The 12,926-nt window shown below is 51.3% G+C and carries 12 protein-coding genes; 7 read left to right on the forward strand and 5 right to left on the reverse strand.

The window, feature by feature from the left end; genetic code table 11:
- Nucleotides 1-50: 50 nt before the first annotated feature.
- Nucleotides 51-860 carry a Cof-type HAD-IIB family hydrolase gene (locus ACLD4K_RS10420; RefSeq protein WP_058109547.1) on the reverse strand — a complete coding sequence of 270 codons (810 nt, stop codon included), beginning with the start codon at nucleotides 858-860 and terminating at the stop codon, nucleotides 51-53.
- Between the two features lie 261 nt (nucleotides 861-1,121).
- Between ACLD4K_RS10420 and ACLD4K_RS10425 the strand changes: the two genes are divergently transcribed.
- Nucleotides 1,122-2,387 carry a DUF1479 domain-containing protein gene (locus tag ACLD4K_RS10425; RefSeq protein ID WP_048591578.1) on the forward strand — a complete coding sequence of 422 codons (1,266 nt, stop codon included), beginning with the start codon at nucleotides 1,122-1,124 and terminating at the stop codon, nucleotides 2,385-2,387.
- A gap of 121 nt (nucleotides 2,388-2,508) precedes the next feature.
- On the opposite strand, the gene ACLD4K_RS10430 is transcribed toward ACLD4K_RS10425, so the two are convergent.
- Nucleotides 2,509-4,104 carry an ABC-F family ATPase gene (locus ACLD4K_RS10430; RefSeq protein ID WP_000961480.1) on the reverse strand — a complete coding sequence of 532 codons (1,596 nt, stop codon included), beginning with the start codon at nucleotides 4,102-4,104 and terminating at the stop codon, nucleotides 2,509-2,511.
- Between the two features lie 218 nt (nucleotides 4,105-4,322).
- Between ACLD4K_RS10430 and ldtB the strand changes: the two genes are divergently transcribed.
- Nucleotides 4,323-5,243, forward strand: coding sequence for a L,D-transpeptidase (gene ldtB / locus ACLD4K_RS10435; RefSeq protein ID WP_411011815.1), 921 nt, complete (start codon nucleotides 4,323-4,325; stop codon nucleotides 5,241-5,243).
- A 43-nt stretch (nucleotides 5,244-5,286) separates the two neighbouring features.
- Here ldtB and ACLD4K_RS10440 read toward each other — a convergent pair whose 3' ends face one another.
- Both ACLD4K_RS10440 and mntR read right to left on the reverse strand, forming a co-directional pair.
- On the reverse strand, nucleotides 5,287-6,399 hold the full coding sequence (locus tag ACLD4K_RS10440; RefSeq protein WP_411011816.1) for an anion transporter: 1,113 nt from the start codon (nucleotides 6,397-6,399) through the stop codon (nucleotides 5,287-5,289).
- The gene (mntR, locus tag ACLD4K_RS10445; RefSeq protein ID WP_000533542.1) at nucleotides 6,396-6,869 is read right to left on the reverse strand and encodes a manganese-binding transcriptional regulator MntR; all 474 of its coding nucleotides are present in this window, start codon (nucleotides 6,867-6,869) and stop codon (nucleotides 6,396-6,398) included. Before mntR ends, ACLD4K_RS10440 begins: the two co-directional genes overlap by 4 nt.
- A gap of 185 nt (nucleotides 6,870-7,054) precedes the next feature.
- On the opposite strand from mntR, the gene mntS reads away from it, so the two are divergent.
- Together mntS and ACLD4K_RS10455 are read left to right on the forward strand one after the other, a co-directional pair.
- Nucleotides 7,055-7,183: a manganase accumulation protein MntS gene (gene mntS / locus ACLD4K_RS10450; protein ID WP_001001755.1), complete on the forward strand. Its 129-nt coding sequence runs from the start codon at nucleotides 7,055-7,057 to the stop codon at nucleotides 7,181-7,183.
- Nucleotides 7,184-7,448: 265 nt separating this feature from the next.
- On the forward strand, nucleotides 7,449-9,029 hold the full coding sequence (locus ACLD4K_RS10455; RefSeq protein WP_411011817.1) for a phosphoethanolamine transferase: 1,581 nt from the start codon (nucleotides 7,449-7,451) through the stop codon (nucleotides 9,027-9,029).
- Nucleotides 9,030-9,091: 62 nt separating this feature from the next.
- On the opposite strand, the gene ompX is transcribed toward ACLD4K_RS10455, so the two are convergent.
- The gene (gene ompX, locus ACLD4K_RS10460; RefSeq protein ID WP_411011818.1) at nucleotides 9,092-9,607 is read right to left on the reverse strand and encodes an outer membrane protein OmpX; all 516 of its coding nucleotides are present in this window, start codon (nucleotides 9,605-9,607) and stop codon (nucleotides 9,092-9,094) included.
- 352 nt (nucleotides 9,608-9,959) lie between these two features.
- Here ompX and rhtA point away from each other — a divergent pair, with 352 nt between their 5' ends.
- The 3 genes from rhtA to glnH all read left to right on the forward strand — a co-directional run bounded on the left by rhtA (nucleotide 9,960) and on the right by glnH (nucleotide 12,876).
- Nucleotides 9,960-10,847 carry a threonine/homoserine exporter RhtA gene (rhtA, locus tag ACLD4K_RS10465; RefSeq protein WP_001119554.1) on the forward strand — a complete coding sequence of 296 codons (888 nt, stop codon included), beginning with the start codon at nucleotides 9,960-9,962 and terminating at the stop codon, nucleotides 10,845-10,847.
- A 302-nt stretch (nucleotides 10,848-11,149) separates the two neighbouring features.
- A complete protein-coding gene (gene dps / locus ACLD4K_RS10470; protein WP_000100805.1) occupies nucleotides 11,150-11,653 on the forward strand; it encodes a DNA starvation/stationary phase protection protein Dps in 504 nt (167 codons plus the stop codon).
- 476 nt (nucleotides 11,654-12,129) lie between these two features.
- On the forward strand, nucleotides 12,130-12,876 hold the full coding sequence (glnH, locus tag ACLD4K_RS10475; RefSeq protein ID WP_000838671.1) for a glutamine ABC transporter substrate-binding protein GlnH: 747 nt from the start codon (nucleotides 12,130-12,132) through the stop codon (nucleotides 12,874-12,876).
- Nucleotides 12,877-12,926: the final 50 nt, after the last annotated feature.

Consider the following 12,926-nt stretch of genomic DNA (forward strand, 5'->3'; position numbering starts at 1 on the left):
CCGAACTGCCTGATGGCGCTACGCTTAACAGGCCTGCGCAGGCCTGTTAATCAGAAGGGATCGGTGCCGTCAAGCACGGCCTGAATGACGTTGAGCGCGCCTTGATGGTTATTATCATCAGTGTGATAGCGTGAAAGCGCTTTGATATTGTCTGCGGCATTGCCCATAGCAAAAGAGTAATGCGCCATTTTCAACATTTCCGCATCATTACCGCTGTCGCCAATGGCGACGACATTCTGTGGCGACCTGTTCCAGCGCTTTAACAGACGACTGATGCCATTCGCTTTATGCAGTCCCGGGATAATCAGGTCGATAAAACCGAAGCCGCTGGTGACGGGCTTCATGATGCCATCCAGAGATACGTGCAGTTTGTCGATAACCAGCGGAATTTGTTCATCGGGCAAATTCAGGGAGAACTTAAACAGGATATCGTCAATATCGTGATAATCGTTTACCGGCTGCAGGCGGTGATAATGTTTGGCCATCAGCGCCACGAAAGTCTCGGGAGCGTTTTTGCTGACATAAGCGCTTTTCAGACCACAGGCGACGAAGTTAAGCTGCTTATCCTTCAGCAGTTCGCCAATCACAATACGCGACTCATGCCGGGTTAGCTCCCCGTGAAACAACTGCTTGCCATGTTCATACACCAGCGCGCCATTTTCTGCGACGAAGGAAATTTCGTCTTTCAGCTCGGGGAAGAAGGAGATCAACTGGTAGTACTGATTACCGCTGGCGACCACAAATTCGATATTACGTTTTTTCAGTTCCTGGTATTGCGCCATGAAGCGTACACGATCGTACTGCCTGGCATCGTCGAGAAAAGTGCCGTCCATATCGGTAACGACAACGTTAACGGTCATACTTAAGCTCCTGGCTGTAACTGCGACCAGAAACATTTTAATAACAATGTGAGCAGAACCACAAATTTATTTCGAATGAAAAGTGGCTGAACGAAAGGAATAGCCGCATAAGACATTAAGGCGTCCTGGCCACCTTACGTTTTCCTCTCGCTTCCCTCCTTGTGCGCCCCTGCAATATTTTAAACTTGCATTAACCTTATTTTAACTTAAAGTATCACATGTAACTAATTTTACTTTCGAACGAAAGATGGTGAGGTTGATATAACGACTCCTTTTACCCACGAAACGCTGCCCGCCGACCCAAAAGCGGCCATTCGTCAGATGAAGCAGGCGCTACGCGCGCAAATCGGCGACGTACAGGCGGTGTTCGACCGTTTGAGCGCCACCATAGCAGCCCGGGTGGCGGAAATTAACGATCTGAAGGCGCAGGGACAGCCGGTATGGCCAATTATCCCTTTTAGCGAACTGGCGACGGGCAACATTAGCGATGCCACCCGCGCCGAGGTTAAGCGCCGCGGGTGCGCGGTGATTAAAGGTCATTTTCCACGCGAACAGGCGCTGGCATGGGACCAGTCGATGCTCGACTATCTGGACAAGAACCATTTTGACGAGGTGTATAAAGGACCGGGGGATAATTTTTTCGGTACGCTGAGCGCCTCCCGGCCTGAAATCTATCCTGTCTACTGGTCGCAGGCGCAAATGCAGGCCCGTCAAAGTGAAGAGATGGCGCTGGCGCAGTCGTTCCTCAACCGTCTGTGGCAGGTAGAGCACGACGGCAAGCGATGGTTTAATCCGGATATCAGCATCATTTACCCGGATCGCATCCGTCGCCGCCCGCCGGGCACCACATCCAAAGGACTGGGAGCGCATACCGACTCCGGCGCGCTGGAACGCTGGCTGCTACCAGCCTATCAGCAGGTATTCGCCAGCGTGTTTAACGGCAACGTCGAGCAGTACGATCCGTGGAATGCGGCGCACCGTACCGAAGTTGAAGAGTATACGGTGGATAACACCACCAAATGCTCGGTATTTCGCACCTTCCAGGGCTGGACCGCGCTCTCCGATATGCTGCCCGGTCAGGGGTTGCTTCATGTCGTCCCTATCCCGGAGGCGATGGCGTATATTCTGCTGCGCCCGCTGCTGGATGATGTCCCGGAAGATGAATTATGCGGCGTCGCGCCGGGCCGGGTGCTGCCGATTTCTGAACAGTGGCATCCTTTACTGATGGCGGCGTTAACCAGCATTCCGCCGCTGGAAGCCGGGGATTCCGTGTGGTGGCATTGCGATGTCATCCACTCCGTCGCCCCCGTCGAAAACCAGCAGGGCTGGGGCAATGTGATGTACATTCCTGCCGCGCCAATGTGTGAGAAAAATCTGGCCTATGCGCGTAAGGTGAAAGCGGCGCTGGAGACAGGCGCATCACCGGGCGATTTCCCGCGCGAGGACTATGAAACCACCTGGGAAGGGCGCTTCACGCTGCGCGATCTGAATATTCACGGTAAACGGGCATTAGGTATGGACGTTTGACGGTCGTACCGCCCTGCCCGCTCACCTGCGGTGTGCCCTTTGCCTGGGCGCACCCGTCTTACCGAACCTACGCGCCAGGATACGTAGGCCCGGTAAGCACAGCGCCACCGGGCGTCAGTGTTTAGCTTTCAATCCCTTTACTACGCAAATAATCGTCGTAGTTGCCGCTGAAGTCCACCACGCGCTCCGGCGTAATTTCAATGACGCGGGTTGCCAGCGAGCTGACGAACTCACGGTCGTGCGAAACAAAGATCAGCGTGCCCTGATACAGCTCCAGCGCCATATTCAGCGATTCGATCGACTCCATATCCAGGTGGTTAGTCGGTTCGTCCATGATCAGGATATTCGGCTTTTGCATCATCAGTTTGCCGAACAGCATACGGCCCTTCTCGCCACCGGAGAGGACTTTCGCAGGCTTTTTGATATCATCCTGGCTAAATAGCAGGCGACCCAGAATACTGCGCACTGCCTGCTCGTCGTCGCCTTCCTGCTTCCACTGACTCATCCATTCAAACACCGTCAGGTCATTTTCGAATTCATATTCGTGGTCCTGCGCGTAGTAACCAATACGCGCGTTTTCCGACCATTTAACGGTGCCATGATCGGCGTCCAGATCGCCAACCAGCGTCTTCAGCAGCGTAGATTTACCCACGCCATTGGTGCCGAGTACCGCCAGCTTCTCGCCGACTTCGAGCAGCAAATTGACATTTTTAAACAGCGGACCGTTATCAAAACCTTTCGTCAGCGCCTCCACTTCCAGAGCGTTACGGAACAGTTTTTTATCCTGCTCAAAACGGATGAACGGGTTCTGACGGCTGGAGGCTTTCACCTCTTCCAGCTTGATTTTATCAATCTGCCGCGCGCGCGACGTTGCCTGACGCGATTTAGAGGCATTGGCGCTAAAACGGCTAACAAAAGATTGCAGCTCGGCAATTTGCGCTTTTTTCTTCGCATTATCGGCCAACAGACGTTCACGCGCCTGGGTCGCCGCCGTCATATACTCATCATAGTTACCCGGATAGACGCGCAAGTCGCCGTAATCCAGATCCGCCATATGCGTACAAACCATGTTCAGGAAGTGACGGTCGTGCGAAATGATGATCATCGTGCTATCGCGCTCGTTCAGCACCTGCTCCAGCCAACGGATAGTATCAATATCCAGGTTGTTGGTCGGTTCGTCGAGCAACAGGATGTCCGGATTAGAGAATAACGCCTGCGCCAGCAGCACACGCAATTTCCAGCCTGGCGCGACTTCACTCATCAGACCGTAATGCTGCTCCAGCGGGATGCCCACCCCCAACAGCAGTTCGCCCGCGCGCGCCTCAGCGGAATAACCGTCCATCTCGCCGTATTTTACTTCCAGATCGGCGACTTTATAACCGTCTTCTTCGCTCATTTCCGGCAAGGCGTAGATACGGTCGCGCTCCTGCTTGACTTCCCACAGTTCGCCATGCCCCATAATGACAGTATCAAGTACGGTGAATGTTTCAAAAGCGAACTGGTCCTGACGCAGCTTACCGATGCGCTCATTCGGATCGAGGGAAACATTGCCCAGCGTCGGCTCCAGGTCGCCGCCGAGGATTTTCATAAAAGTGGACTTTCCGCTACCGTTGGCGCCGATCAGGCCGTAACGGTTGCCGCCGCCAAATTTGACGGAAATGTTTTCGAACAGCGGCTTACTGCCGAACTGCATGGTAACGTTGCTGGAAACTAACACAGGCTTATCCTGAAAAAAGATGTGACAAACCGCTTATTATGCCACAAGTCTGAAATAAGATCGCGCCCTGTACAAAGGGCTACACTGAACCGTAAGGGAAAAAAACGTGATTTCGTACACATCTGAATTCCCTGTTTACTGGAATGCACCTATAATGCGCTCCCAACATGACAGAATTCTCAACCTACTAGCCTGCTTGGCACAGAATCTCGCATAACATGAATATGAAATTAATAACGCTTTTCGCGGCGGCTTTCGCTGTAGTTGGTTTTTGTAAAACAGCCTCAGCAGTCACTTACCCGCTGCCTACCGATGGTAGCCGTTTAATTGGGCAAAATCAGGTCATCACCGTTCCGGAGGGCAATACCCAGCCGCTGGAGTATTTTGCCGCGGAGTATCAGATGGGGCTCTCCAACATGCTGGAAGCCAACCCTGGCGTGGATACCTTCCTGCCGAAGGGCGGTACCGTGCTGAATATTCCGCAGCAGCTGATCCTGCCGGATACCGTACACGAAGGCATTATCATCAATAGCGCGGAAATGCGCCTCTATTACTACCCGAAAGGCACAAACACCGTTATCGTCCTGCCGATTGGGATCGGTCAGTTAGGTAAAGACACGCCTATCAACTGGACGACCAAAGTTGAACGTAAAAAAGCCGGTCCGACCTGGACGCCTACGGCGAAAATGCACGCTGAATATCGCGCCGCCGGCGAGCCGCTGCCTGCCGTCGTGCCTGCGGGTCCGGATAACCCGATGGGCCTGTACGCGCTGTACATTGGTCGCCTGTATGCTATTCACGGCACCAACGCCAACTTCGGCATCGGGCTTCGCGTGAGCCACGGCTGTGTGCGTCTGCGCAACGACGATATCAAATTCCTGTTTGAAAATGTGCCGGTCGGTACCCGCGTGCAGTTTATCGATGAACCGGTAAAAGCCACCACCGAGCCGGACGGTAGCCGTTACATTGAGGTGCATAACCCGCTGTCAACGACGGAAGCGCAGTTTGAAGGTAAGGAAGCGGTGCCGATCACGCTTAATAAGAGTATCCTGGCCGTCACCAACGAGCCTGACGTTGATCAGACCGTCGTACAACAGGCGGTTCAGGATCGTTCCGGGATGCCGGTTCGTCTGAACTGACAGACTCTGCCTGCGAAGCCCGATAGATACTATCGGGCTTCTCTTACGGCACCAGTTGCAATAATCCATATCCCACCAGCGCCGCCCATGCCAGCATCGGCAACGAATAGAAATGAAATCGCCACCAGATTCGGCGATCGTTCGCCATCCGTAAAGCAATAAGATTTGCCAGCGACCCCGGCAGCAGACCAAACCCGCCGATATTCACCGCCCACGCCAGCAGCGTCGAGGCCGGTACATAGTTCAGCAGGAGAATGGTACTGGGCACATTACTGATAACCTGAGACAAGCCGATAGCGGTTAGCCAAAGTCCCAGGTGAGACAGTGCGCCAACCTGGTTGAAAACGCCCTGCAACGCCGGCAATTGCGTTAGCAGATGGACATCAATAAACATCGCCATAAATACCAGCAGCAGCGTCCAGTCCACGCTGACTATCACCCTGCGCGCCAGCACAATAAACCCAGCCGCCACCAACACCAGTCCCCATAACTCTTGCCTGAGCTCCAGCGCGGTAAGAAAAACGACATATAATCCCAGGCAACTCCACACCAGACGGGGCTGCCACTGCGGCGAACGCGTACCGGTATGATACTGTAACGCCCTACCCGGAAAACAAAACCAGCACAGGAGCAGTAACGTCAGCATCATCATGACGGCAAGCGGCGCCATTTGCCCGCTAAATTCAGCAAAGCTTAAGCCGGAGCGTCCCCACAACAGAATATTTTGCGGATTACCGACAGGCGTCAGCAGCGAACCGGCGTTCACCGCCAACGCCTCAAAAATAATCAATCGGTTGACCGGAATCGCACACAGTTTTTTCAACGTTATCGTCAGCGGCACAACGATAAACAGCGCGACATCGTTTGTCAGAAAGGTCGACAGCACCGCCGCAGCCAGCACCAGGAACATCGCCAGTTGCCGCTCGGTATGAAATCGGCGCGTCATCTTGCGTCCCAGCACATCAAAATAGCCGCTCAGCTCAACGCCTTTAGTGAGCAACATTAACCCACTGAGGGTAATAATGGTGTGCCAGTCAATCGCGCCAGGCCAGGCGCGGGGCGCAAAAGGAACAAACAGGCTTAGCGCCATCCCCACAATGATCAACAACTGAAAAAAACGGTCACGCCGCAGCGCCCGTAAAAAGGCCAGATTCATTCTGCAGATGTTCCATGCTGTTGCGTGAAGGCCAAAAAGGCATCCAATGTCTCCTGGCTGACATGGTGTTCCATCCCTTCCGCATCACGACGCGCGATTTCCGGGCTTACGCCTAATACCAGTAAAAAATTTTCGACAATTTGATGCCGCTCGCGGCTTTCCTGCGCCAGCTTCTCCCCTTCCGGCGTCAGAAAAACGCCGCGCCAGGGGATCATTTGAATAAATCCTAACGATGCCAGGCGCTTAAGCATTTTGGCCACAGTCGGCTGGGAGACGCCGAGCCGCGCCGCCATATCCACCTGACGCGCTTCCCCTACCTCAATAATTAAATCGGAAATCAGCTCAACGTAATCGTCTATCAACTCACGGCGATGCGCCTCTCTGACCTGACGAAATCCTTCAACGTGTTCTTCTACGTTCACCAATTGCGTCACTTTTTTTGTTGTTGGCGTACCTGCGCGACGACCCATTTTGCTTCCTCGTTTCTGTGACGCGTTAACGCGTCAGCTGACAGAGCGCTCATTGTAAACCAGAGTTGTCCGGGCACAAAAAATTAACGTTTTAGCAATAGCTATAAAACATAGCCTGTGCTATATCTGTATGTAATGCAGACATCCCTCACGGATCGATGGGATAGAAACATCAGGAGGTTTATATGAACGAATTTAAGAGGTGTATACGCGTGTTCAGTCACTCTCCCTTTAAAGTCCGGTTAATGCTGCTCTCTATGTTGTGCGATATGATCAACGGCAAACCGGAACAGGATAACCCTTCCACGAAATAACGCGGCGGTGCGGTACGCCGCTTTATTTTGCATCCTCAACGGAAATGGCGCCCGTTTCCCCTGTTTTTTTTGTGGTTTTGCTATTCTCTTCGCAAAACATTTTCTTTCCGGCGGTTGACCTTCTTATCCGCACGCTCTATCTTCTGGCAGCCCTGAATATTTTGCGACTCGCCGTTGCGAACTCAATACCTTTTTTACGCATAATCAGGCAGGTAATGACCCTTCGCGCCAGGGTTAGCACATGGCGTTTTTGCAATAGTGGCATATGAATTCAACCCTTATCGATTCACTTCTGGCCCGTCGTCGGGCTGTAAGCCCGTGGGCGGGCCTCTACTTTTTACAGTCGCTGCTGATTAACCTCGCGCTCGGCTACCCCTTTAGCCTGCTTTATACCGCGGCGTTTACCTGCCTGTTGCTGCTGCTCTGGCGCTACCTGCCCCGCGGACAAAAAGCGCTGCTCGGCATCTGTTCGCTGGTAGCTGCTTGCTATTTTCCCTTTGGCCAGGCTTACGGCGCGCCGAACTTTAATACGCTGCTGGCGCTGCACTCCACCAATATGGAAGAGTCGAGCGAAATGCTGACCATTTTCCCGTGGTATAGCTACCTGACCGGACTTTTTATTTTTGCGCTGGGTATTATTGCGCTTCGCCGCCGAAAAGAAGAGGCCAGGCCGCGCTGGAATAGCCTCGACAGCCTGTGCCTGCTGATTAGCGTCGCGGCATTTTTCGTCGCGCCGGTACAAAATCTGGCGTGGGGCGGCGTTTTTAAGGTTATTGATACCGGCTATCCGGTTTTTCGCTTCGCCAAAGACGTTATCGTCAATAACAACGAAGTCATTGAAGAGCAGCACCGTATGGCGCAGCTATCCGGCATAAAAGATAGCTGGACGGTTACTGCGGTGAAACCCAGATATCACATCTATGTCGTGGTGATTGGTGAAAGCGCGCGACGGGATGCCATGGGCGCTTTCGGCGGCCACTGGGATAATACCCCCTTCGCCAGCCATGTGAATGGCGACTTCTTTATGGATTACATCGCCGCCAGCGGCTCAACGCAAAAATCGCTCGGTTTAACGCTCAATCGCGTGGTGGATAACAAACCGCAGTATCAGGATAACTTCGTCACGCTGGCTAACCGCGCCGGTTTTCAGACATGGTGGTTTTCCAATCAGGGGCAAATCGGCGAATACGACACGGCCATCGCCAGTATCGCCAAACGCGCCGATGAAGCGCATTTCCTGAAAAACGGCGATTTTGAAGCGGATAAAAATACTCGCGACGACGCGCTGTTAACCATGACGGCGCAGGTATTGGCGACAGAACGCACGCAACCACAGTTGATTGTGTTGCATTTAATGGGGTCGCATCCCCAGGCCTGCGACCGTACTCAGGGAAAATACGCGACGTTTGTCCAGTCGAAAGAGACGTCTTGTTATTTATACACCATGACGCAAACCGACGATTTGCTCCGTCAGCTCTATACTCAGCTTCGTCATAGCGGCGACAGTTTTTCGCTCGTCTATTTCTCCGATCACGGGCTGGCGTTTAAAGAGCGCGGCAAAGCGGTACAGTACCTGGCGCATGACGACAAATTCCAGCAAAACTTCCAGGTGCCGTTTATGGTGCTATCCAGCGACAGTAAAGCGCATCGGATCATTAAAGCTCGCCGTTCCGCGAACGATTTCCTGAGTTTTTTCTCGCAATGGACAGGAATTAGCGCTAAAGAGATCAAAAATCGCTATCGATTTATTTCGGAGCAGAAAGCCGGGCCCGTTTATATCACCAATTTCAAATTACAGAAAGTGGACTATAACCATCTGGGCAGCGATATTTTTTCACTAAAATAATGCACGTTTCAGGCAAAAAAAATCCGCCTCGAAAGGCGGATTTTTCATTTTCACCGACGTGATTAGAAGCGGTAACCCACGCCAGCAATCCAGGTGCCAACGTCAACGCTACGAATACGGCTCTGCTCGTAAGAGAAGTCCAGAGCAACATTTTCCATCGGGTTGAATTGCAGACCAGCGCCATAGGAGAAGCCATAATCGCTGGTGTCATGTTTGTAGGTTGGGTAATCGGTCGTCTGGAATTTACCGTAACCCACACCGACTACACCGTAGATGCTCGCCCAATCGTTCAGACGGTAAGCCGGGCCGGCAGTGATGCCGTAGTACTGACCTTTGTTGTAATCGCCCGCACCGTTAGTACGATCTTTTTCGGTGTAGGTGAAGGAACCGATTACGCCCAGCGGGTTGTTGTCCTGCTCGTAACGATACTTCAGGTTGAAACCGCTCATTTTATTCGCTACGCCCTGCGCGTCGCTCTGAGCGTAACCACCGGTAACGGTAGAAGTAGCAGCTACTGCAGTACCTGCGGAAAAAGCCAGAACAGCGGCCAGTGCTGAAAGACATGCAATTTTTTTCATAACCACCTCAAATGTGCTTCAAGTAAGTCCTAAGTTTTAAATATATCAAAAATTAATGGGAAACTCTTTGCGATTCACGGTGTCTAACAGCGCCTTTCATGTAACAGAACGTTTCCATATCGCGCTATCTTATTCAATTAACATCACTTTTCCGGCTGATTGCACCAATAATGCGCGTGCGGCGCGATACATTCATCCAGATTATTCCTAAACTAACAGTCTATTTATCCATCAATTAAAGTTCATTTTATGGAATCCTGGAAATTTTTTTCAACGAATCCTCAACCGCTGCGGGGAATTTCCATTACACTGCCACCTTTACTCGTACTGACATTTTTTGACAGGAGAAAGGATGCCGGGGTCAACACGTAAACTACCAGTCTGGTTGCCCATTTTGGTTTTGCTCATTGCCATGTCCTCTATTCAGAGTGGCGCTTCACTGGCGAAATCGTTATTTCCTCTTGTCGGCGCGCCGGGCGTAACGGCGCTTCGTCTGGCGTTGGGAACGCTTATCCTTATCGCCTTTTTCAAACCCTGGCGTTTGCGTTTTGCCAAAGAGCAGCGGTTGCCTTTACTGTTTTATGGTCTGTCGCTGGGCGGGATGAACTATCTATTCTATCTGTCGATTCAGACGGTGCCGTTGGGTATTGCGGTCGCGCTGGAATTTACCGGTCCTCTGGCGGTCGCGCTGTTTTCATCCCGGCGGCCGGTAGATTTTATTTGGGTCGTACTGGCTGTGCTTGGGCTCTGGTTCCTGCTGCCATTAGGACAAGATATGTCTCACGTCGATCTTACCGGGGCCGCGTTAGCGCTCGGCGCTGGCGCCTGTTGGGCTGTCTATATTCTTACCGGCCAGCGAGCAGGCGCGGAACATGGTCCGGCCACGGTGGCGGTAGGCTCGCTGATTGCCGCCATCATTTTCGTGCCGATTGGCGCAGTTCAGGCTGGCGACGCGCTATGGCACTGGTCGATTCTTCCCTTAGGGTTAGCGGTCGCTGTGCTTTCTACGGCGCTGCCTTATTCACTGGAAATGATTGCGCTGACGCGCCTGCCAACCCGCACCTTCGGTACGCTGATGAGCATGGAACCCGCGCTGGCCGCCGTTTCCGGGATGATTTTTCTGGGCGAAACGCTTACGGGCATACAAATCCTGGCCCTGTGCGCCATCATTGCCGCCTCAATGGGTTCTACCCTAACGATTCGCCGCGAACCGCAAATTAAACAAGTTGACGTAAAATAGTTTCTTATTCTGCATGATGTGCATAATCATGCAGAATATCACCTCGTTATTCACCTTTTATTATCGCGCTATTACTTCGTCATTTTTTGTCATATTTTTTCTCATTTTTTACATTAAAATGAGAATTATTACCCACAAAACAACAAACCAACCTAACCAATTGATTTATAATAAAAATAAATATTAAATCTTGTCTGTACTATTAAAGTGATAGGTAAATTCAAAAAAGCAAAGTTAAAAACCGGTGCTATACTTATTTTCGTTAATTACCTGGGACACAAACATCAAGAGGATATGAGATTATGAGTACCGCTAAACTGGTAAAAACAAAAGCGTCTAATCTGCTTTATACCCGTAACGATGTATCAGAAAGCGATAAAAAAGCGACGGTTGAGTTGCTTAATCGTCAGGTGATCCAGTTCATTGACCTGTCGCTGATCACGAAACAGGCCCACTGGAACATGCGCGGTGCTAACTTTATTGCCGTTCATGAGATGCTGGATGGCTTCCGTACCGCACTGACCGATCATCTGGATACTATGGCCGAGCGCGCCGTACAGCTTGGCGGTGTGGCGTTAGGCACCACGCAAGTTATCAACAGCAAAACTCCGCTGAAAAGCTATCCGCTCGACATTCATAACGTGCAGGATCACTTAAAAGAACTGGCCGATCGCTACGCTGTTGTCGCTAATGATGTTCGCAAAGCTATCGGTGAAGCCAAAGATGAAGACACTGCCGATATCTTTACCGCCGCATCACGCGACCTCGATAAATTCCTGTGGTTTATCGAATCCAACATCGAATAAATCTATCTCTACCCTGAATACTTCGAGTTGCAGGAAGGTACAAACGCAGCGAATCCGCAGAAGCCTGACTTCCGTCAGTCACTGAAGCGAACGCACCTGCAACTTGATGTACACAGGTATATAAGTCATCCCTATACCCCTGCCTGTTACAGGGGTTTTGCACTTAAATAGTGCACACGTCTTGTACTCCCCTCCGATAAAAGTGAATTATTTGTAATAATTACATCACACAATCGTTAATTAAAGATTGTTTTAACAACAATTTTTACGCTAAATAGACCCTGCATCTCTACTTTGTTATTCATGCACTAAATCAGTGCCCCAAAACGGTGCGCCATACTGGTTTTGCCCGACTTATTGTGTACAGGAATGATTCACGCTTCTGTTAAAACAATGAGTTACATAATTGGCATGATTTTTTCATTACGCTACATGTTCTCGCAGGGGATCGCCCCGTGGATAGAAAAGGAAATGCTATGAAGTCTCTATTAAAAGTTTCACTGGCTGCACTTACCCTGGCTTTTGCGGTGTCTTCGCACGCTGCGGATAAGAAACTCGTTGTGGCAACCGATACGGCGTTCGTTCCGTTTGAATTTAAACAGGGCGACAAATACGTCGGTTTTGATGTTGATCTGTGGGACGCTATCGCGAAAGAACTGAAGCTGGACTACACCCTGAAACCGATGGATTTCAGCGGCATTATTCCGGCATTACAAACCAAAAATATCGATCTGGCGCTGGCGGGTATTACGATTACGGACGAGCGTAAAAAAGCGATCGACTTTTCCGATGGCTATTACAAAAGCGGTCTGCTCGTGATGGTGAAAGCCAACAATAACGATATTAAAAGCGTTAAAGACCTCGATGGCAAAGTCGTTGCCGTGAAGAGCGGAACCGGGTCGGTGGATTACGCGAAAGCGAATATCAAAACCAAAGACCTGCGTCAGTTCCCGAACATTGATAACGCGTACATGGAATTAGGCACCAACCGCGCAGACGCCGTTCTGCACGATACGCCGAACATCCTGTACTTTATCAAAACCGCAGGCAACGGCCAGTTCAAGGCGGTAGGCGAATCGCTGGAAGCACAGCAATACGGAGTTGCCTTCCCGAAAGGCAGCGATGAACTGCGCGAGAAAGTCAACGGCGCGCTGAAAACGCTGCGTGAGAATGGCACCTATAACGAAATCTACAAAAAATGGTTCGGTACAGAACCTAAATAAAACAACCTGATGTTGGCTTGTGGCCCGGTAGTGAGGACGCTCACCGGGCC

It is taken from the genome of Salmonella sp. 741265055_HSA (genome assembly GCF_046569525.1).
Taxonomy (GTDB): domain Bacteria; phylum Pseudomonadota; class Gammaproteobacteria; order Enterobacterales; family Enterobacteriaceae; genus Salmonella; species Salmonella enterica.